This is a genomic window from Amycolatopsis arida (assembly GCF_900115565.1).
GTDB classification, from domain to species: Bacteria; Actinomycetota; Actinomycetes; order Mycobacteriales; family Pseudonocardiaceae; genus Yuhushiella; species Yuhushiella arida.
In genome coordinates, this window is record NZ_FOWW01000001.1 from 436,788 (window position 1) to 457,542 (window position 20,755).

A 20,755-nucleotide genomic window follows, 5' to 3' on the forward strand; every position below is an offset into this window, starting at 1 on the left:
GCAGTGTAGTCGGTGCGCCGCCGGTACCGGGTACCGCTACACGAACGACGGGACCGAAGTCCATAAAGGACCACAGCCCCGCCGTCCGCGGCCGGTCACTTGCCGGTGAGTTCCTTGTACTTCTTCTCCAGGTCCTCCAGGCCACCGATGCCCAGGAACGCCTGCTCCGGGTAGTGGTCGAAGTCACCCTTGGCGATCCGGTCGAACGCCTCGATGGTCTCCGACACCGGCACGGTCGAGCCCGGCTGGCCGGTGAACTGCTCGGCGACCAGCATGTTCTGCGACAGGAACCGCTCGATCCGCCGCGCCCGGTTCACCGTGAGCTTGTCCTCCTCGGACAGCTCGTCCATCCCGAGGATCGCGATGATGTCCTGCAGCTCCTTGTACTTCTGCAGGATCCGGATGACCTCGGAGGCCACCCGGTAGTGGTCCTCGCCGACGATCGAGGGGTCGAGGATCGTCGAGGTGGAGGCCAGCGGGTCCACCGCCGGGAAGATGCCCTTCTGGAACACCGACCGGGACAGCTCGGTGGTGGCGTCCAGGTGGGCGAACGTGGTGGCCGGTGCCGGGTCGGTGTAGTCGTCCGCGGGCACGTAGATCGCCTGCATGGAGGTGATCGACCGGCCCTTGGTCGAGGTGATCCGCTCCTGCAGCTCGCCCATCTCGTCGGCCAGCGTCGGCTGGTAGCCCACCGCCGATGGCATCCGGCCGAGCAGCGTCGACACCTCCGAGCCCGCCTGGGTGAACCGGAAGATGTTGTCGATGAACAGCAGCACGTCCTGGTTCTGCACGTCGCGGAAGTACTCCGCCATCGTCAGCGCGGACAGCGCCACCCGCATACGGGTGCCCGGCGGCTCGTCCATCTGGCCGAACACGAGCGCGGTGTCGTTGATGACGCCGTCCTCGCTCATCTCCAGGAACAGGTCGGTGCCCTCACGGGTCCGCTCGCCGACACCGGCGAACACCGAGGTGCCACCGAAGTTCCGGGCGACACGGGTGATCATCTCCTTGATCAGCACCGTCTTGCCCACGCCGGCACCGCCGAACAGGCCGATCTTGCCCCCCTGCACGTACGGGGTGAGCAGGTCGATCACCTTCAGGCCGGTCTCCAGCATCTGGGTGCGGCCCTCGAGCTGGTCGAACGCCGGCGCCTTGCGGTGGATCGGCCAGCGCTCCAGGTCGGCGCCGTAGCCCGGGTCGTCCAGGCATTCGCCGAGCGCGTTGTAGACGTGGCCCTTCACCTTGTCGCCGACGGGCACCGAGATCGGCCCGCCGGTGTCGACCACCTCGGTGCCGCGGACGAGGCCGTCCTGCGGCTGCATCGAGATGGTGCGCACGAGGTTGTCGCCGAGGTGTTGGGCGACCTCGAGGGTCACCGTCTTGCGCAGCTCCTCGAAGGTGATCTCGGTCTTCAGCGCGTTGAACAGTTCGGGCACCGCGCCGCGCGGGAACTCGACGTCGACGACCGGGCCGGTCACCGACACGATGCGGCCCTTGGCAGCTTCCGTGGTAGTCATCGCTTACACATCACTTCCTGCGGCGGCGAGCGCATCGGCGCCACCGACGATTTCGCTGATCTCCTGGGTGATCTGGGCCTGGCGAGCCTGGTTGGCCTCACGGGTCAGGGTGTTGACCAGCTCGCTCGCGTTGTCCGACGCCGACTTCATCGCCGTCCGCCGGGCCGCCAGCTCGGAGGCCGCCGACTCCAGCAGCGCGGCGAAGATCCGGGTGTTGATGTACTTCGGCAGCAGCGCCGAGAGCAGCGTCTCGGCGCTCGGCTCGAAGTCGTAGGCCGGCGGCACGGTGGTGGGCTCCTCGTCGGTGTACTCCACCTCCAGCGGCGCCATCCGCCGGGCCACCGGCACCTGCGACAGCATCGACCGGAACTCGGTGTAGACGATGTGCAGCTCGTCGACGCCGAGAATGCCGTCCGCGCCGGGCGCGTCGCCCTCGTCGTCCGCGCCGGCCATGAACGCCTCGACCAGCGCCTCGCCTGCGGCGGCCGCGTCGGTGTAGCGCGGCTGCTCGGAGAAGCCCGACCAGCTGCCGGCCACCTCCCGCCGACGGAACTGGTAGTAGTTCAACCCCTTGCGGCCGATCACGTAGACCTCGGGCTGCTTGCCCTGCTCGCGCAACAGGGACAGCAGCTCCTCGGTGGCCCGCAGCACGTTGGCGTTGTAGCCACCACACAGGCCCTTGTCACTGGTCACCACCAGCACCGCGACCCGCCGCGGGTTGGGACGCTCGACCAGCAACGGGTGGTCCAGGTTGGCCGCGGCACCGGCCAGCGCGGACAGCACGTTGGTGATCTCCTCGGCGTAGGGCCGGGACGCCTCCACCCGCGCCTGTGCCTTGCTGATCCGCGAGGTCGCGATCAGCTCCATCGCCTTGGTGATCTTGCCGACCGACTTGGTCGCCCGGATCCGTTGGCGGAGTTCACGAAGTTGTGCGGCCATCAGCTACCCGACTACTTCTTCGGGGCGGGCTTGGCGACCTTCACGGTCTCCTGCCCGACCTTCTCGGCTTCCATTGCCTCGGCCTCGTGCTCGACGAGCGGCTGGCCGGAGGAGGTGGTGAAGTTCTTCTTGAACTCCTCGGCCGCCTCGGTGACCCGCTGGGCCAGCTCGTCGCTCCACTTACCGGTGTCCCGGATCTCCGCCAGGATGCCCTCGTGCTTGTGCCGGATGTTCTCCAACAGCTCGGCGTTGAACCGGCGGACGTCCTCGATCGGCACGGTGTCGAAATGCCCGTTGGTGCCCAGGTACACCGACACCACCTGCTCCTCGACCGGCACCGGCGAGTACTGCGGCTGCTTGAGCATCTCGTACAGCCGGGCACCGCGGTCCAGCTGCGCCTTCGACGTGGCGTCCAGGTCGGAGGCGAACGCGGCGAACGCCTCCAGCTCCCGGTACTGCGACAGGTCGATCCGCAGCGAGCCGGAGACCGTCTTCATCGCCTTGATCTGGGCGTCACCGCCCACCCGGGACACCGACACACCGACGTCGATCGCCGGGCGCTGGCCCGAGTTGAACAGGTCGGACTGGAAGAAGCACTGCCCGTCGGTGATCGAGATCACGTTCGTGGGGATGTAGGCCGAGATGTCGTTGGCCTTGGTCTCGATGATCGGCAGGCCGGTCAGCGAGCCGGCGCCCAGCTCGTCGGACAGCTTCGCGCACCGCTCCAGCAGCCGGGAGTGCAGGTAGAAGACGTCGCCGGGGAACGCCTCGCGGCCCGGCGGGCGGCGCAGCAGCAGCGAGAGCGCGCGGTAGGCCTCGGCCTGCTTGGTGAGGTCGTCGAACACGATCAGCACGTGCTTGCCCTGGTACATCCAGTGCTGCCCGAGGGCCGAGCCGGAGTACGGGGCCAGCCACTTGAAGCCGGCGGAGTCGGAGGCGGGGGCCGCGACGATGGTGGTGTACTCCATCGCGCCGTGCTCCTCCAGCGCGGTCTTCACGGCGGCGATGGTGGAGCCCTTCTGCCCGACCGCGACGTAGATGCAGCGCACCTGCTGCTTCGGGTCGCCAGTCTCCCAGTTCTTCTTCTGGTTGATGATCGTGTCGACGCAGACGGCGGTCTTGCCGGTCTTGCGGTCACCGATGATCAGCTGGCGCTGGCCGCGGCCGATCGGGGTCATCGCGTCGATCGCGGTGATGCCGGTCTGCAGCGGCTCGGACACCGGCTGCCGCTGCACCACCGACGCGGCCTGCAGCTCCAGCGCCCGGTTCTCGTGCGTCTCGATCTCGCCGAGCCCGTCGATCGGGTGGCCGAGCGGGTCGACGACCCGACCAAGGAAGGCGTCGCCGACCGGGATGGACAGGATCTTGCCGGTCCGCTTGACCTCCTGGCCTTCCTCGATCTGCTCGTAGTTGCCGAGGATGACGACACCGATCCGGCGCGGCTCGAGGTTCTGGGCCACCCCGAGGATGCCGCCGGGGAACTCCAGCAGCTCGTTGGCCATCGTCGAGGGCAGCCCCTCGACGTGGGCGACGCCGTCACCGGTGTCGAGGACCGTGCCGACCTCTTCCCGGCTCACATCCGGGGTGTAGCTCGAGACGTAGTTCTCGATCGCACTGCGGATCTCATCCGAGGAGATCGTCAGCTCCGCCATTGTGTTCCCGCTCTCGCTGTCTGTTGCCAGTGTTGTGAAGTACCTGTTGCCGCTGCTCAGCTGGCCAGTCGCCGGCGCAGCGCCGCGAGCTGCCCCGCCACGCTGCCGTCGATCACCTCGTCGCCGACCCGCACGACGAGTCCCGCGCCGATCGAGGGGTCGAGCTCCACGTGCAGCGCGATCGGCCGCCCGTAGATCCGGTTCAGCTTCTCGGTGAGCCGTTCGCGCTGCTCCTCGGTCAGCTCGGTCGCGCTGGTCACGTGCGCCACCGACCGGGACCGCCGCTCGGCGGCCAGCTCGACCAGCTCCTCCAGACCGTCACCGACGTTGCGCCCGCGGGACCGCTCGATGACCTGCTCAGCGAGGATCCGGGTGACCGGGGTGACCTTGTCGCCGACGAGGTTGCGGACCAGCGAGCGCTTCGCCTCGACCGGCGCGCCCTGGTCGGACAGCGCCCGCTCCAGCTCGGGCTCGCCTTCCACGATACGGGAGATCCGGAAGAGCTGGTCCTCAACGGTTTCCAGCTCGCCGGCCCGCTCCGCGCTGGTCAACAGGGCCGACCGGCCCAGCGACTCCACGCCGTCGACCAGCTCCCGCGGGTTCGACCACCGGGCGCCGACCACGGCGTCGAGCACCGTGAGGGTGGGCTCGGAGACCTTGTTCGCGAGCACCGCGCGGACCAGCCGCCTGCGCGCCTCCGGGTCGGACGAGGCGTCGCCGACCGCCCGGCGCAGCCCGACCTCCCTGCTGAGCAGGCCGACCACGGCGAGCAGCTCCTCACCGACGGCGGACGGGTCCGTCCCTGCGTCGCCGAGCACCTCGGCGAGGCGGGACTCGGCGAGATCGAGAGCCTCCCGGCTCGCAGCATGCAGCGTCATCTAGGTCTACTTCCTCGCTCCGGCCGCGCCGTTGCCACTGGTCTCCAGCTCGGTGAGGAACCGGTCGACCGTGCCGCGGCGGCGGGCCTCGTCCTCGAGCGCCTCACCGACGATCCGGCTGGCCAGCTCGACCGCGTTGCGGCCGAGCTCGGCCCGCAACTCGGCGACGATCTGCGCCTTCTGTGCCTGCAGCTGGGCCTCGCCCTGGGCCACGATGCGCCGGGACTCCTCCTGGGCCTGGGCTCGCAGCTCCTCCTTGATCTGCTCGGCCTCGAGCCGGGCGTCGTCGCGGATCTTGGCCGCCTCGGACCTGGCCTCGGCCAGTTGCGCCTTGTACTGCGCCAGCGCCCGCTCGGCCTCGGCCTGCGCCTTCTCGGCCTTCTCGATCCCACCCTCGATCTTGGCCGCGCGCTCCTCGTACAGCTTCTCGAAGCGCGGCACCGCGTACTTGCGGAGCAGCCACAGCAGGATCAGAAAGGCGACCAGGCCGAGGATGATCTCCTCGCGGTGCGGGAGGACCGGGTTGATCTCCCCTTCGGCCGCCAGCACCAGTTGGGTGTTCAGCACGACATCTCCCTAGTGCTAGGAGGGGACCAGCTCAGGAGGCCATGAAGAAGACGACGATGCCGAACAGCGCGAGCACCTCGACCAGGGCGAACGTGGTCCAGGCGATCGTCATGAGCTTGCCCTGGGCCTCCGGCTGGCGCGCGGTGCCCTGGATGACGGCCGACCAGATCAGACCCACGCCGATACCGGGGCCGACGGCGCCGAGACCGTAGCCGATCGCGGCCAGACCCGGGTTGATGTCCACCGCGGCCTCGGCGGCCTGCGCAAGAACGATGTTGCTCACGTGCGTTTCCCTTTCACTCGGTCCGCAACCGTGCGGATCGGGGGCTTGTGGTTATCGGGGTTTCTCAGTGCTCGGTCGCCAGTGCGGCACCGATGTAGTTGGCCGACAGCAGCGCGAAGATGTAGGCCTGCAACACCTGGATCAACGCTTCCAGGAAGGTCAGCAGGATCGCGAACGCGAAGCTGACGATCGACACCGGCTTGAGGGCGGCGCTCGCCTCGGTCAGCAGGAACGTGCCGCCGAGGGTGAACACCAGCAGCAGCAGGTGGCCGGCGAACATGGCGGCGAACACCCGCAGCGCCAGCGTGATCGGGTTGATGACGAACTTCTGCAGGAACTCGATCGGAATCAGCAGTGGCAGGACGAATGCCGGGGCACCCGCGGGCACCGTCTCCTTCTTCAGGTACCCGGCGAAGCCGTGCCGCCGGAAGCCGACGAAGTGGTAGACCGGGTACACCACCAGCACCGACAGTGCCAGCGGGAAGCCGATGTGCGACATCGTCGGGAACTGGACCAGCGGGATGATCCCGAAGAGGTTGTTCACCAGAATGAAGGTGAACAACGCGAGAATGAGCGGTACGAACGGGCGGAAGTCCTTCGAGCCGATCTGCTCACGGGCGATGTTGTTGCGCCCGAAGTCGTACACCGACTCGGCGATGAACTGGAACTTGCCCGGCACGATCTTCAGATTGCGCGAGGCGATGATGAAGAACCCCGCCACGATGACCACCGACAGGACCACGAGCACCATCGGCTTGGTGACGACCGTGCCCTCGCCGAACAGTGGCGGCAACACGAAGTCTTCGGCGCCTGGGGCGACGAACTCGCCCTGGGCTCGTACCAGCGCGCCCAACTGGGCTCCTTCCGGTTCTCCCGGCCGGCGTTCACTCCGCCGGGGGAATCGTCACGATCTGGACCAAACGTACCTGATACGGATCAGGTACCTGGAAGCGGATACCACTGCGCGTAGCCCCCCAGCCGAGTGACCCGGGGCCGGCGCTCCTTACCGAGCGCGCGGGCCAGTTCACCAGGCGCCACGCTGCTGTCCGGAAGGTCACCACCCCGGGAGAGCGGCTGGAGCCGCCTCCCTGCCGCGGACGATACCAGCCGGTACCCGAACGCCGTACAGGCGTACTCCTAAGCGGCCTACCGGCCGTCGGTGATGATCAACGTGGGGATCTTGGTGCGCTTGAACGCGCGCAGCTCGGCGCCGGCCGCGACCAGGATGACGGCCAGCATGGTCACCGCCAGCGCCATGGTGTGCAGCGCGTCGACGTGCCGCAGCGCGGCCATCACCCCGAACAACACGATGATCTTGCCGACGTAGCCGCCGAGCGCGACCACCATGACGAACATCGGCGGCAGGTCGGCCGTCTTGCGCATCATCAGGACGGTGGCCAGCGCGGAGCCCATCGCCACGGCGCCACCGACCACCGCGCCGAGCAGCCCGGACACCCCCACCCACACGGTGGCGACGACAGCGGCCACGGCCACGGTCACCCCGCCGGCGACCAGCGTGTCCCGCAGCATGGCGCGGGCCAGCGCGAGCACGGACTCGGCGTGCGGGTTCCGCGCCTCGGCCTTCTCGGTGGCCTCGGTCTCGGTGTCGGTGTTGGTCATGTCGCTCCCTGCTGGTTCCTCGACTTCAGTCTAGGCACCGCCGAGATGACCGCCGCGAGCACCAGCCCAGCACCGACCACCCAGAGCATCGCCACGCTGTCCACCAGGGTGACCGAGACGGCACCGAACGCCAGCAACCCGGCCCACAGGTAGATCAGCAGCACCGCGCGGCGCTGCGAGTGGCCGATCTCCAGCAGCCGGTGGTGCAGGTGCATCTTGTCCGCGGCGAACGGGCTCTCCCCACGCCGGGTTCGCCGGATCACCGCGAGCAACAGGTCGAGCAGCGGCAGGAACAGCACCGCCGCGACGACGAACAGCGGGGACAGCAGCGCCAGCGTGTTGGACGGCCCGAGCCGGGTGTAGTTGATCTTGCCGGAGGCCGAGGTGCTGGCCGCGGCGAGCATCAGGCCGATCATCATCGACCCGGAGTCGCCCATGAAGATCCTGGCCGGCTGGAAGTTGTGCGGCAGGAAGCCGAGGCACGCGCCGGCGAGGGTGGCCGCGATCAGCGCCGGCGGGTAGCTGTTCACGTCGTTGTTCGCTCCGGCCAGCAGGCCGAGCGAGAACGCGAGGGTGGCACTGGCGGCGATCAGCCCGAGCCCGCCGGCCAGGCCGTCGAGCCCGTCGACGAAGTTCATCGCGTTGACCATCACCACGACGAGCAGCACGGCCAGCAACCCGCCCTGGTTCTTGTCCAGCACCAGCACCGAGCCGAGCACGTCACCGTTGCCGCCCCAGGGCACCCAGAACGAGTTCCACTGCACGCCGAAGATCACCAGGATGCCGGCGCACATCACCTGCCCGGCCAGCTTGGTCCAGGCGTCCAGCTCGAAGCGGTCGTCCAGCGCGCCGATCAGCACGATCACCGCGCCGCCGAGCAGCACGCCCTGCGGGTCCAGCGAGTACTCGAACGCCCGGCGCAGCACCGGCAGCTGGTGCGCCAGCGCCATGCCGCCGACGACCCCGCAGTACATCGCGATGCCGCCCATCCGGGGGATGGGGATGACGTGCACGTCGCGGGCCCGTGGGGTGGCGACGGCGCCGATCCTGACCGCGAACCGGCGCACCAGGCCGGTGAGCAGGAAGGTCACCGCCGCGGCGGTGAGCGCGACGAGCAGGTACTCCCGGATGGGGAGGCCGGCGTTGACCGAAGGGGTCACGGCGCGGTCGCCCCCGCCGAATGCTGGAAACCCTGCGACACGGGGCGCAACGCTACCCTCCGCGCGGGTGAGGCCGAACGTGCCATCAGGCTTTGGGCGCCACCGGCACGCCGAGCACCTCGGACACCGCCGCGGCCGGAACGGCACCCTCGCGCAGCAGCACCGGCTCGTCACCGGTGAGGTCCACGATCGTGGACGGCACCGGGTCGCCGCTCGGACCGCCGTCGAGGTACACCGCGACCGACTCGCCGAGCTGCTCCCTCGCCTCGTCCACATTGCTGGCCGGCGGCCGGCCGGAGACGTTGGCGCTCGACACGGCCATCGGACCGACCTCGCGCAGCAGCTCCAGCGCCACCGGGTGCAGCGGCATCCGCAACATCACCGTCCCCCTGGTGCTGCCCAGGTCCCAGTTCAGGCTCGGCGCGTGCGGCAACACCACCGACAGGTCACCCGGCCAGAACGCCTCGATCAGCGCGCGCGCCTGTGGCGGCACGCCCAGCACGAGGCCGTCCACCGTGGACCACGACCCGACGAGCACGCCGACCGGCATGTCCGGCCCGCGGTTCTTGGCGGCCAGCAGTGCCCGCACGGCGCCCGCGTCGAAGGCGTCCGCGCCGATGCCGTACACCGTGTCGGTGGGCAGCACGACCAGCCGGCCGGACCGCACCGCGGCCGCCGCCGCGGTCAGCCCGTCGACCCTGCTCTCCCGCTTGCTGCAGTCGTACACCGCGCTCATACCGTCATCCTGGCACGCCCGCCGGATCGGCCCTGCGCGCCGTCACGAACCGCGGCCGGCCGGCCAGGTCTGGGTGGTCCCGGACGTCGCTGAGCACCCGCCGGGCGCGCAGCAGCGCCGGCACGGCGGCGGCGTGCGTGTCGTCGTGCTCGATGGCCAGCCCACCGCCGGGGCGGAGCAGCCGGGCGCCGGCGGCCACCGCGTGCCGGATCACCGCCAGCCCGCTCTCGGACGCGAACACCGCGTGGCGCGGGTCGTAGTCGGCCACCTCGGGCGGCACCGCGGTGCCCTCCGGCACGTACGGCGGGTTGCACAGCACGAGGTCGACCAGGCCCTCCAACTCGGCGAAGACGTGCGAGTCGGCGATGTCGCCGGAGTACAGCCGGATCGGGGTGTCCCCGGCGGCGGCGCGGGCGTCGGCGTTGTGCCGGGCCCAGGCCAGCGCGTGCGGATCGACGTCGACGGCGTAGACCACCGCGTCCGGGCGGGCGTGCGCCAGGGCGAGCGCGAGGGCACCCGATCCGGTGCACAGATCCACCACGATCGGGTATTCGCGGCCCTTCAGCAGCGACAGGCCCCACTCCAGCAGCAACTCGGTCTCCGGCCGGGGCACGAACACCCCGGCGCCGACGTCGACGGTGATGCCGCCGAGCGCCGCCCAGCCGAGCAGGTGCTGCAACGGCACTCGCTTGGCGCGCTGCGCGACGAGCTGCCCGATCGCGTCCACCACCGCCGCGTCGACCAACGGCACCAGCGGCAGCCTGCCGCGCTCCACGCCGAGCACGTGCGCCGCGATCAGCTCCGCGTCCGACCGCGGTGACGCCACCCCGGCGTCGGTGAGGATCCGGGTGGCCTCCAGGATCGCCAGGCGCAGCGGCTGTCTCTTCACACGTCAAGACTGGCACAACCCCCGGTGTCGACCGCGGAGATCCGCCCCGAGCCCGCCTGTGTCCGCGCGTGGTGACCACGTGTCCGCGCCCCGCGACGCGGACACGTGTACGGGAAGCGCGGACACGCGTGCACAGAGCGCGGACACGGTGTGGGGGTGTTCACGTTGACCTTCACACCGGTGGCACTGTTTAGCGTCGTCGTATGACCGATCGATTCGCGCACGTCGTGCTGGGCAACGGGCCAGGGCTCCTGCTCGCCCACGGCGCCGGCGGCAGCATCGCCGACAACTTCCGTCCCGTCCTCGGCGACCTCGCCGCGACGCACACCGTCGTCGGCGCCGACTACCCCGGCTCGGGCGAGACGCCGCGCGACACCGAGCCGCTGACCCTGGACGGGCTCGCCGACGGGCTGGTCGCGGTGGCCGACGACGCCGGGCTGGACCGGTTCACCGTGCTCGGCTACTCGATGGGCACGGCGGTGGCGGTGCGGCTGACGACCCGGCACCCGGACCGGGTCAACGGCCTCGTGCTCACGTCCGGCCTGGCCCGGCCGGACCACCGGGTGTCGCTGCTGGCCGACGTCTGGCGCGGCCTGCTCGACGGCGACCGCACGACGTTGGCGAAGTTCCTCATCGCGGTGGCGGTCGGCTCGGCCTACCTCGACTCGCTGGACCGGGAGGGGCTGGACGACCTGGCGGAGTTCATCGGCGACCTCGTCCCGGAGGGCACCGCCGACCACCTCGACCTGCTGGCCACCGTGGACACCCGCGCCGAGCTCCCCCGCGTCGGCGTGCCCACCCTGGTGGTGGCCACCACCGACGACCTGCTCACCCCGCCGCACCTGTCCCGCGAGCTCGCCGCCGGCATCCCCGGCGCGGAGCTGATGGAGATCGCCGCCGGCCACTCGGTCACCATGGAGCGGACCCGCGAGTGGCTGGCCACCGTCCGCCCCTTCCTGGCCCGCCTCAGCCCGTAACCCCCGAGTTCCACGTTCGGGACCGCAAGTTCCGCGCTGAGACCGGGCAGCGACGGGCGGGTCTGGGCGGATCTGGGCGGAGTCAGCCGGCCTGGGCGGCGAGGCGCTCGGTGCGGTCGGCCTCGGCGAGGGCGTCGAGCACCCCGTCCAGGTCGCCGTCGAGCACCTGGTCGAGGTTGTACGCCTTGTAGTTCACCCGGTGGTCGGAGATCCGGTTCTCCGGGAAGTTGTACGTGCGCACCCGCTCGGAGCGGTCCACCGTGCGCACCTGCGAGCGGCGGGCGTCGGCGGCCTTCGCGGCCGCCTCCTCCTCGGCGATCGCCTGCAGCCGGGCCTGCAGCACCTGGATCGCCCTGGCCCGGTTCTGGATCTGCGACTTCTCGTTCTGGCAGGACACCACGATCCCGGTGGGCAGGTGGGTCACCCGCACCGCCGAGTCGGTGGTGTTCACGCTCTGCCCGCCGGGGCCGGAGGAGCGGAACACGTCGATCCGCAGGTCGTTCGGGTCGATCTCAACCTCGACCTCCTCCGGCTCGGGGTAGATCAGCACCCCGGCGGCGGAGGTGTGGATCCGGCCCTGCGACTCGGTGGCCGGCACCCGCTGCACGCGGTGCACGCCGCCCTCGAACTTCAGCCGAGCCCACACGCCCTCGGCCTCCGCGCCACGGCCGCGGATCGACAGCGTCACGTCCTTGTAGCCGCCGAGGTCGGAGTGCACGGCGTCGAGCACCTCGGCCTTCCAGCCCCGCCGCTCGGCGTAGCGCAGGTACATCCGCAGCAGGTCACCGGCGAACAGCGCGGACTCCTCGCCGCCCTCCCCCGACTTGATCTCCATGACCACGTCGGAGGCGTCGTAGGGGTCGCGCGGCAGCAGCAGCTCGGTGAGCCGGCTCTCCAGCGCGGGAACGCGGGCGGCCAGCTCGTCGGCCTCGACGGCGAACCCGGCGTCCTCGGTGGCCAACTCGCGGGCGGTGGCCAGGTCGGCGCGCGTCGCGTCCAGCTCCCGGATCGTCTTCACCACCGGCGTCAGCTCCGCGTAGCGCCGGCCGAGCTTGCGGGCGTGGGCCTGGTCGGCGTGCACAGACGGGTCGGCGAGCCGCTGCTCCAACTCGGCGTGCTCGTCGAGCAACGCCCGTAGGGAGTCCGATTCCACCGGTCACCTCACTCGTCACGCGGCCGGGGCCGGCTGCCCGCGACCGGCTGGGAACACGACGACGGCGCCCACTCCCGAGCAAGGGAATGGGCGCCGTCGGCGAAGCTACTTGGCGTCGGACTTCTTCCGCTTGCCGTAGCGCGCCTCGAACCGCGCCACCCGGCCACCGGTGTCCAGGATCTTCTGCTTGCCGGTGTAGAAGGGGTGGCACTTCGAGCAGATCTCGACGTGGATCTGGCCGGAGGCCTTGGTGCTGCGGGTGGTGAAGGTGTTGCCGCAGCCACAGGTCACCTCGGTGACCACGTACTCGGGGTGAATGCCGCTCTTCATGGGGTCCTCTCTGCACTGGCCGCCGGGTCCTGCGTGGCGTGCGTTCCACCAGGTGAACCGGAGCCGGACGTCAGCGGTTGATTCTGCCAGACACGCCGCACGGCGCGCCGACCAGGGGTGCAACGCCTTCGGGCCACCGAATGTTCCCGGGTATACGGCTTTTGTACGCGCCGGCGTGACGCTGGCCACGTCCGGAGCACCGATCATCCCGAACTCCCGGGATGCGGAAGAAAGAAGGCGGCATCGTGCGCAACTCCGCCAGGAAACTGCTGGCCCGACTCGGCAGGCCGGCCACCGTCGCCGCACTGGCCCTGACGACCGTGCTGGTGGCCCCTCCCGCCGGCCACGCCGGCACCCTCGACGGCGCCGCACCGGCCACGGCGGTCGGGTCCGACGTCTCGATCCTCGGCGCCGGTGACGGCACGCCGGCCGGCGCCGTGCAGTGGTTCAAGCAGCGCATCGGCAGCACGGCCTACCAGGGCTACTGCGAGAAGGCGGTGGAGAACGCCTACGGGGTGACCGGGGTGTGGGCCTCCGCCAACGCGCACTGGAACGGCGCGGGCCCCAAGCACCACGGCGACCGCAACCCGCCGCTGGGCGCGTTCGTGTACTGGAACATCGGCTCCTACGGCCACGTCGGCATCTCCGACGGCGCCGGCGGCTTCTACGCCACCAGCGTGCGCGGCGCGATCGGCCACGTCACCAAGGCGCAGGGCGGCTACAGCTACTACCGCAACTACCGCGGCTGGACCCCCGCGGCCGTCCCCCGCCGCTGACCCGCCCCGAAACGCCATGAAGGCCACCTTCATCGCGCTCGACGCGATGAAGGTGGCCTTCATGGCAGGCTGGGGACGCTGCCCGCGGTGGGTCAGTCGTCGTCCTGGCCCGGGGCGGTCTTGGAGACCTGCATCAGGAACTCGGTGTTGGTCTTCGTCTTGCGCAGCCGGTCCAGCAGCAGGTCGATGGCCTGCTGCGAGTCCAGCGCGTGCAGCACCCGGTGCAGCTTGTGGGTGACCCCGAGCTCGTCCGGCGAGAGCAGCAGCTCCTCCTTGCGGGTACCGGACGGGTTGACGTCGACCGCCGGGAAGACGCGCCGCTCGGCGATCTTGCGGTCCAGCTTGAGCTCGGCGTTGCCGGTGCCCTTGAACTCCTCGAAGATCACCGTGTCGCCGGTCGAGCCGGTCTCCACCATCGCGGTGGCGAAGATCGTCAGCGAGCCGCCGTTCTCGATGTTGCGCGCCGCGCCGAGGAACCGCTTCGGCGGGAACAGCGCCGTCGAGTCGACACCACCGGACAGGATCCGCCCGGACGCCGGGGCCGCCAGGTTGTAGGCGCGGCCGAGGCGGGTGATCGAGTCGAGCAGCACCACCACGTCGTGCCCCATCTCCACCAGCCGCTTGGCCCGCTCGATGGACAGCTCGGCCACGGTGGTGTGGTCCGACGGCGGCCGGTCGAAGGTCGAGGCGATGACCTCGCCCTGCACCGACCGCTGCATGTCGGTGACCTCCTCCGGGCGCTCGTCGACCAGCACGACCATCAGGTGGCACTCGGGGTTGTTCGTGGTGATCGCGTTCGCGATGTCCTGCATGATCGTGGTCTTGCCGGCCTTCGGCGGCGACACGATCAGGGCACGCTGCCCCTTGCCGACCGGCATGATCAGGTCGATCACCCGGGTGGTCAGCTTGTTCGGCGTGGTCTCCAGGCGCAGCCGCTCGTTGGGGTACAGCGGCGTGAGCTTGGTGAACTCGGGGCGCTTCTTGGCGACCTCGGGGTCGAAGCCGTTGACCGAGTCCACCCGCACCAGCGGGTTGAACTTCTGCCGCTGCTGCTCACCCTCGCGCGGCTGGCGGACCACGCCGGTGATGGCGTCGCCGCGACGCAGGCCGTACTTGCGCACCAGGGAGAGCGACACGTAGACGTCGTTGGGCCCCGGCAGGTAGCCGGAGGTGCGGACGAACGCGTAGTTGTCCAGCACGTCCAGGATGCCGGCCACCGGAAGCAGGACGTCGTCCTCGCGGATCTCGGTGTCGGCGCCGCCGCCACCCTCGCCGCGGCCGCCACGCCGGCGACGGTCCCGGAACCGGCGGCTCCGCCGGCCGCCGCGCTCATCGTCGTCGTCGTCCTGGCCACCGCGGTTGCCCTGCTGACCCTGCTGGCCCTGGTTGCGCTGGTTGTTCTGCTGGCGACGCTGGTCACCGCCGCGCTGCTGGTCACCGCCGCGCTGCTGGTCACCGCCGCGCTGCTGGTCGCCGGAGGAGTCCTTGTCCTCGCCGCCGCGCTGGCCGGCGTTGTCGCCGCCGCCCTGCCGGCCGGAGCCGCCGCGACGCCGGCGGCCGCCCTCGCGCCGGCCGCCATCCTCGCCCTGCTGGCTCTCGGCGATGTCCTTGCCAGCGGTGTCCCTCGCCCCAGGGTCCTTCTGTGCGGGGTCTTTCGCGCCGGCCCGCGGCGTGTCCGTCGACTGGCCGGCCTGCGGCTGGGTGGCCTGGTCGGCACCGGCGGACGGGGCACCGTGCGCCGGCGTGGTGTCCGGCCGCACCGGCGGCTGCTGCGCCGGCTGCGCCGGGGCCTGCTCGGCGGGAGCCGGCTGCTCGGCCTTCGCCCGGTCCGGCCGCTCGGTGCCCTGCTGGTCGGCGCCCTGCTGGTCGGTGCCCTGCTGGTCGGCGCCGACACCCTCCAGGGGCAGCGTCTCGCCGCTGTCGGCGCGCCGCCGCGTCACCTTGCCCTGGCGCTCGCGGATCGCCGCGATCAGGTCGCCCTTGCGCATGCCCGAGGTGTCGGTCACGCCCAGCTCGGCGGCGAGCTCCCGCAGGTCGGCGATGACCATGCCGGACAGGCCGCCGGTGCGCCGGCGTGGCGTCGTGGTGGTGCCGTCGGCCTGCGACGTCTCATCTCCGGACGTCCCGCCACCCGTGCCTTCCGACGGCTGGGTGGCCTGGGTGTCCGCGTCGCCGCTCAAGAGATCGGTGTTGCTCACACAAGTCCTTCCTTACCGATCCACGCCTCCACGGTGGATCAGCGGACCGCCGCCCGCGTCCGAATTGCGCGACGGCGTTGTTGTCCCGGTGCGGACAGGTTCGGCTGAGACGTGCGAGTCACAGCGGCGAAGCCGCCAGCACGGGAGTTGCGAACTCCCGGTGGAGTCCACGGAATCGGTCACCGTAGCTCCGCCGAACCAACCCTTTGATCCCGAAGACGGAATGATCGGATTGCTCGGCGGTGTCATCCGGGCCGGTGCCATCCGGGAGACGAACCCCGGGACAGGCACCGGGTGCGGATGCGCTCGGTGATCGAACGCCCCCGAGGGTAGACCGACCAGGCACGAGGTGCAACAACCACCCCCCGTTCGGCGCGCCGTGCTCAACGAGTGACCACTCGCACGCCTGCCAGGTCAACCGGCAACTCGGAGACCTCGAATCCGTCAACGTCGACCGTGTCCGGAATTATTCCGTCCCGGGTCAGCACGAGCACCGAGGGGCCCGCGCCGGAGACGGCCGCGGGCAGCCCGTGATCACGCAGCGTGCGCAGCAGGGCGGCGCTGGCGGGGTACGCGGCGGCCCGGTAGCCCTGGTGGAGCCGGTCCTCGGTGGCGGCGAGCAGCAGGTCCGGCCGCGCGGTGAGCGCGTGCACCGCGAGCGCCGCCCTCCCCGCGGTGAACGCCGCGTCGACGTGCGGCACGTTCTCGGGCAGCAGCCCCCTGGTCGCCTCGGTGGAGGACCGTTCGGCCGGCACGGCGAGCACCGGGCGCAGCTCGGGGTGCGGGTCGAGCCGCTCGGCACGGAACCGGCCGCCGTCGCACCACGCGATCACCAGCCCGCCGAGCAGGCTGGCCGCGGCGTTGTCCGCGTGGCCCTCGAACTCGGCGGCCAGCCGCAGCGCGGCGTCGTCGCGCTCCCGCCCGCCGAGCGCGTATCCGGCGGCGATCCCGGCCACCACGGCGGCCGCCGACGAGCCGAGCCCCCTGGCGTGCGGGATGACGTTGTGGCAGCGCAACCGCAGGCCGGGCACGTCCACGCCGAGGTGCGCGCAGGCCCGGCGCAACGCCCGCACCACCAGGTGCGACTCGTCGGTGGGTACGTCGGCCACCCCGCCGGCGCCGGCGTCGAGCACCTCGACGTCGAGCCCGCCGCCGGTGACCGACACCTCCACCACGTCGTGCAGTCCCAGCGCCAGCCCCAGCGCGTCGAAGCCGGGGCCGAGGTTGGCGGTGGACGCCGGAACCGTCACCCGCAGGGTGGTCACGGCAACTCCAGCGCCGCCGCGACGGCGTTGGGATCGACCGCGAGCGGTTCCACCTCCACGTTGCCCTCCAGGGCGGTGGCCGGGTCCTTGAGCCCGTGGCCGGTGACCGTGCACACCACGGTGGAGCCGCGCGGCAGCCGCCCGTCCGCGGCGGTGGCCAGCAGGCCGGCGACGCTGGTGGCCGACGCAGGCTCGACGAACACACCCTCCCGCTGGCCGAGCAGCCGGTAGGCGTGGAGGATCCGCTCGTCGGTGACGGCCGCGAACAGCCCGCCGCTGGCGTTCTTCGCCTTGACCGCCGGCTCCCACGACGCCGGGCTGCCCACCCGGATCGCGGTCGCCACGGTCTCCGGCTCGGCCACCGGCTCGCCGTGCACCAGTGGCGCGGCCCCGGCCGCCTGGAACCCGAACATCCGGGGTGTGCCGTCCACCACGCCGTCGGCGGCGTACTCGGCGTAGCCGGCCCAGTAGGCGGTGATGTTGCCGGCGTTGCCCACCGGGAGGCAGTGCACGTCGGGTGCGCGGCCGAGCACGTCGCAGATCTCCCACGCCGCGGTCTTCTGCCCGACGAGGCGCACCGGGTTCACCGAGTTCACCAGGGTCACCGGGTGGTCGGCCGCGGTCTTGCGGGCCAGCTCGAGGCAGTCGTCGAAGTTGCCGTCGACCTGCAGGATCCGCGCCCCGTGCAGCACCGCCTGGGCGAGCTTGCCGAGCGCGATCTTGCCCCGCGGCACCAGCACCGCACAGGTCAGCCCGGCGCGCGCCGCGTAGGCCGACGCCGAGGCCGAGGTGTTGCCGGTGGACGCGCAGATCACCGCGCGCAGCCCGCTGGCCAGCGCGTGGGTGATCGCCACAGTCATCCCGCGGTCCTTGAACGAGCCGGTCGGGTTGGCGCCCTCGACCTTGAGGTACACCTCGCAGCCGGTGAGCTCGGACAGGTGTGGCGCCGCCATCAGCGGCGTGTTGCCCTCGCCGAGGGAGACCACCCTGGCGCCCTCGGGGATCGGGATGCGGTCGGCGTAGGCCCGGATGATGCCCGGCCAGCCGGCTGTACCTGACCTGACTGCCATGCCGTGTCAGTCCTCGCCTTCCACCCGCATCACGCTGACCACCTCGTGCACCACGTCCAGCCGGGAGATCTCGTCCACCGTGGCGCGCAGCGCCGCGTCGGGCGCGGAGTGCGTGACGATCACCAGGCTCGCCGTGGAGTGCCGGTCGCGCTGGCGGACCGCGGCGATGCTCACGTCGTGCACCGCGAACACCTGCGCCACCTGGGCGAGCACGCCCGCGCGGTCGGCGACGTCGAGGCTGATGTGGTACCGGGTGGGGGTCTGGCCCATCGACCGGATCGGCAGCGCCGCGTGCGCCGACTCGCGCGGCCCGCGCCCGCCGAGCACCCGGTTGCGGGCCACCGCGACCAGGTCGCCGAGCACCGCGCTGGCGGTCGGCGCGCCACCGGCGCCCTGGCCGTAGAACATCAGCTCGCCGGCGGCGTCGGCCTCCACGTAGACGGCGTTGAACGCGCCGTTCACCCCGGCGAGCTGGTGGCCGCGCGGGATCATCACCGGGTGCACCCTGGCCGACACCGACTCGCCGCCGTCGGCGTCGGTGACCCGCTCACAGATCGCCAGCAGCTTCACCGTACGGCCGAGCACCTTGGCCGCGACGATGTCCGACGCGCTCACCCCGGCGATGCCCTCGCGGTGCACGTCGGCGGCGGTGACCCGGGTGTGGAACGCCAGCGACGCCAGGATCGCCGCCTTCGACGCGGCGTCGTAACCGTCCACATCGGCCGTCGGGTCGGCCTCGGCGTAGCCGAGCCGGCTGGCCTCGTCCAGCGTCTCCGCGTAGCCGGCGCCGGTGGCGTCCATCGCGGACAGGATGTAGTTGGTGGTGCCGTTGACGATCCCCATCACCCTGGTGATCCGATCGCCGGCCAGCGACTCGCGCAGCGGGCGCAGCAGCGGGATCGCGCCGGCGACCGCGGCCTCGAAGTACAGGTCGGCACCGGCGGCGTCGGCCGCCTCGGCCAGCTCCGCCGAGTGCTCGGCGAGCAGCGCCTTGTTGGCGGTGACCACCGACTTGCCCTTCTGCAGCGCGGAGAGCAGCCAGCCGCGCACCGGCTCGATCCCGCCGATCAGCTCGACCACCACGTCGACGTCGGAGTCGACCAGCCCGGCGGCGTCGGCGGTGACCAGGTGCCGCGGCAGGTCGGGATGCTTGTCCGGGCGGCGCACGGCGATCCCGGCCAGCTCGAGCGGCGCGCCGACCCTGGCCGCCAGCTCGCCGGCCTGCTCGTCGAGCAGTCGGGCGACCTCGGCGCCCACGGTCCCGTGGCCGAGCAGGGCAACCCGTATCCGGCGGTCGTTCGCGATCACGACACCTCCAGCCGCAGCATGTCCTCGGTCGTCTCCCGCCGCAGCAGCAGGCGCGCGGTGCCGTTGCGGACGGCGACCACCGCCGGGCGCGGCTGGCGGTTGTAGTTGCTCGCCATCGAGTAGCAGTAGGCGCCGGTCGCGGCCACCGCGAGCAGATCGCCGGGTGCCAGGGTGTCGGGCAGCCAGCAGTCGCGGACCACGATGTCGCCGGACTCACAGTGCTTTCCCACCACCCGGGACAGGGTGGCGCGCACCGGTCGCGGTTGGCCGTCGTCCCCGGCCCTGGAGACCAGCCGGCAGTCGTAGGCGGCGTCGTACAGCGCGGTGCGGATGTTGTCGCTCATCCCACCGTCCACACTGACGTAGCGGCGCGCCTGGTCGTCGCCCAGCGCGACGTCCTTGATGGTGCCGACCTCGTAGAGGGTCACCGTGCCGGGGCCGGCGATGGCCCTGCCGGGCTCACCGGCGATCCGCGGCACCGGCAGCCCGGCGAACTCGCACTCCTTACGCACCATCTCGCGGATCTGGGTGATCATCTGCGCCGGTGGTGGTGGGTTGTCCTTCTCCGTGTAGGCGATGCCGAACCCGCCTCCGAGGTCCACTATGGACAGTTGCTCGAGGAGTTCCGAGCCGTGCTCCTTGGCCAGCTCGGCGATCAGCCCGACCACCCGGCGGGCGGCGACCTCGAAGCCGTCCGGGTCGAAGATCTGCGAGCCGATGTGGCTGTGCAGGCCGACGAGCTCCAACGAGGGCGCGTTGAGCACTCTGCGCACCGCCTCGGCCGCGTCGCCGCCCGCCAGCGAGAAGCCGAACTTCTGGTCCTCGTGCGCGGTGGCGATGAACTCGTGCGTGTGCGCCTCCACGCCCACGGTCACCCGCACCAGCACCCGCTGCCTTATTCCCTGCCGGGCGGCGAGGTCGGCCAGCCGGGCGATCTCGTGGAACGAGTCGAGCACGACCGTGCCCACCCCGGCCTCCACGGCCAGCTCGAGCTCGGCGACCGACTTGTTGTTGCCGTGGAAGGTGATCCGCTCCGGCGGGAACTCCGCGCGCCGGGCGATGGCCAGCTCGCCGCCGCTGCACACGTCCAGGCTCAGCCCCTGGTCGGCCACCCACCGGGCGGTCTCCGTGCACAGGAACGCCTTGGCCGCGTAGTGCACGAGAGCGGGGTCGTCGAAGGCGTTGGCGTACTCGGCGCACCGGGTCTTGAAGTCCGCCTCGTCGATGACGAACAGCGGGGTGCCGTAGGTCTGCGCGAGGTCGCGCACGTCGCAGCCGGCGATCCGGACGACCCCGTCCGGCGCGCGGTAGGCGTTGCGCGGCCACACCTTCGGGTACAGCCGGTCCAGCTCGTCCGAAGTGGATGGCGGGAAGCCGGCATGGTCGGCGTGCGGGTAGACCTCGGCGTGCCGGGGCCCCGCGGGGTGAGCGCACATG

Annotated in this window: 20 protein-coding genes; 2 read left to right on the forward strand and 18 right to left on the reverse strand. The window is 71.3% G+C overall.

Annotated features, from left to right (window positions below):
• Window positions 1–95 precede the first annotated feature (95 nt).
• The 11 genes from atpD to prmC form a co-directional block, all read right to left on the reverse strand.
• The gene (gene atpD, locus BM051_RS02105) at window positions 96–1,517 is read right to left on the reverse strand and encodes a F0F1 ATP synthase subunit beta (protein WP_092527072.1); all 1,422 of its coding nucleotides are present in this window, start codon (window positions 1,515–1,517) and stop codon (window positions 96–98) included.
• Between the two features lie 3 nt (window positions 1,518–1,520).
• Window positions 1,521–2,456, reverse strand: coding sequence for a F0F1 ATP synthase subunit gamma (locus tag BM051_RS02110; protein ID WP_092527075.1), 936 nt, complete (start codon window positions 2,454–2,456; stop codon window positions 1,521–1,523).
• Between the two features lie 11 nt (window positions 2,457–2,467).
• Complete coding sequence (atpA, locus tag BM051_RS02115; protein ID WP_092527087.1) at window positions 2,468–4,108, reverse strand: F0F1 ATP synthase subunit alpha; 1,641 nt, start codon at window positions 4,106–4,108, stop codon at window positions 2,468–2,470.
• Between the two features lie 56 nt (window positions 4,109–4,164).
• Window positions 4,165–4,986, reverse strand: a complete 822-nt coding sequence (locus BM051_RS02120; protein ID WP_092527090.1) for a F0F1 ATP synthase subunit delta — start codon at window positions 4,984–4,986, stop codon at window positions 4,165–4,167.
• 6 nt (window positions 4,987–4,992) lie between these two features.
• On the reverse strand, window positions 4,993–5,553 hold the full coding sequence (locus BM051_RS02125; protein ID WP_177216876.1) for a F0F1 ATP synthase subunit B: 561 nt from the start codon (window positions 5,551–5,553) through the stop codon (window positions 4,993–4,995).
• Window positions 5,554–5,584: 31 nt separating this feature from the next.
• A complete protein-coding gene (locus BM051_RS02130) occupies window positions 5,585–5,836 on the reverse strand; it encodes an ATP synthase subunit c family protein (protein ID WP_092527095.1) in 252 nt (83 codons plus the stop codon).
• 64 nt (window positions 5,837–5,900) lie between these two features.
• Window positions 5,901–6,689, reverse strand: coding sequence for a F0F1 ATP synthase subunit A (atpB, locus tag BM051_RS02135; RefSeq protein WP_092527097.1), 789 nt, complete (start codon window positions 6,687–6,689; stop codon window positions 5,901–5,903).
• Between the two features lie 293 nt (window positions 6,690–6,982).
• On the reverse strand, window positions 6,983–7,456 hold the full coding sequence (locus BM051_RS02140) for a Cg1360 family ATP-synthase-associated protein (RefSeq protein WP_092527098.1): 474 nt from the start codon (window positions 7,454–7,456) through the stop codon (window positions 6,983–6,985).
• Window positions 7,453–8,616 (reverse strand): glycosyltransferase family 4 protein, encoded by a 1,164-nt coding sequence (locus BM051_RS02145; protein WP_092527099.1) that lies wholly within the window; start codon window positions 8,614–8,616, stop codon window positions 7,453–7,455. The genes BM051_RS02140 and BM051_RS02145 overlap by 4 nt, the downstream gene beginning before the upstream one ends.
• 85 nt (window positions 8,617–8,701) lie before the next feature.
• Window positions 8,702–9,352 (reverse strand): L-threonylcarbamoyladenylate synthase, encoded by a 651-nt coding sequence (locus BM051_RS02150; RefSeq protein WP_092527100.1) that lies wholly within the window; start codon window positions 9,350–9,352, stop codon window positions 8,702–8,704.
• Window positions 9,353–9,356: 4 nt separating this feature from the next.
• Window positions 9,357–10,241 (reverse strand): peptide chain release factor N(5)-glutamine methyltransferase, encoded by an 885-nt coding sequence (gene prmC, locus BM051_RS02155; RefSeq protein ID WP_092527101.1) that lies wholly within the window; start codon window positions 10,239–10,241, stop codon window positions 9,357–9,359.
• A 203-nt stretch (window positions 10,242–10,444) separates the two neighbouring features.
• On the opposite strand from prmC, the gene BM051_RS02160 reads away from it, so the two are divergent.
• The gene (locus tag BM051_RS02160) at window positions 10,445–11,218 is read left to right on the forward strand and encodes an alpha/beta fold hydrolase (protein ID WP_092527105.1); all 774 of its coding nucleotides are present in this window, start codon (window positions 10,445–10,447) and stop codon (window positions 11,216–11,218) included.
• A gap of 82 nt (window positions 11,219–11,300) precedes the next feature.
• Here the strand turns inward: BM051_RS02160 and prfA are convergent, their stop codons facing one another.
• Both prfA and rpmE read right to left on the reverse strand, forming a co-directional pair.
• Window positions 11,301–12,371: a peptide chain release factor 1 gene (prfA, locus tag BM051_RS02165; protein ID WP_092527108.1), complete on the reverse strand. Its 1,071-nt coding sequence runs from the start codon at window positions 12,369–12,371 to the stop codon at window positions 11,301–11,303.
• 105 nt (window positions 12,372–12,476) lie between these two features.
• On the reverse strand, window positions 12,477–12,701 hold the full coding sequence (rpmE, locus tag BM051_RS02170) for a 50S ribosomal protein L31 (protein ID WP_092527111.1): 225 nt from the start codon (window positions 12,699–12,701) through the stop codon (window positions 12,477–12,479).
• 221 nt (window positions 12,702–12,922) lie between these two features.
• Between rpmE and BM051_RS02175 the strand changes: the two genes are divergently transcribed.
• Window positions 12,923–13,477, forward strand: coding sequence for a CHAP domain-containing protein (locus BM051_RS02175; RefSeq protein WP_092527113.1), 555 nt, complete (start codon window positions 12,923–12,925; stop codon window positions 13,475–13,477).
• A 92-nt stretch (window positions 13,478–13,569) separates the two neighbouring features.
• Here the strand turns inward: BM051_RS02175 and rho are convergent, their stop codons facing one another.
• From rho to lysA, 5 genes are all read right to left on the reverse strand, one after another.
• Window positions 13,570–15,675 (reverse strand): transcription termination factor Rho, encoded by a 2,106-nt coding sequence (gene rho, locus BM051_RS02180; RefSeq protein WP_092527115.1) that lies wholly within the window; start codon window positions 15,673–15,675, stop codon window positions 13,570–13,572.
• Window positions 15,676–16,058: 383 nt separating this feature from the next.
• Window positions 16,059–16,940 (reverse strand): homoserine kinase, encoded by an 882-nt coding sequence (thrB, locus tag BM051_RS02185; protein ID WP_092527117.1) that lies wholly within the window; start codon window positions 16,938–16,940, stop codon window positions 16,059–16,061.
• Window positions 16,937–18,010 (reverse strand): threonine synthase, encoded by a 1,074-nt coding sequence (thrC, locus tag BM051_RS02190; protein WP_092527119.1) that lies wholly within the window; start codon window positions 18,008–18,010, stop codon window positions 16,937–16,939. The genes thrB and thrC overlap by 4 nt, the downstream gene beginning before the upstream one ends.
• A 6-nt stretch (window positions 18,011–18,016) precedes the next feature.
• On the reverse strand, window positions 18,017–19,318 hold the full coding sequence (locus tag BM051_RS02195) for a homoserine dehydrogenase (RefSeq protein WP_092527121.1): 1,302 nt from the start codon (window positions 19,316–19,318) through the stop codon (window positions 18,017–18,019).
• Window positions 19,315–20,754 carry a diaminopimelate decarboxylase gene (gene lysA / locus BM051_RS02200; protein WP_092527123.1) on the reverse strand — a complete coding sequence of 480 codons (1,440 nt, stop codon included), beginning with the start codon at window positions 20,752–20,754 and terminating at the stop codon, window positions 19,315–19,317. The genes BM051_RS02195 and lysA overlap by 4 nt, the downstream gene beginning before the upstream one ends.
• Window position 20,755 lies beyond the last annotated feature (1 nt).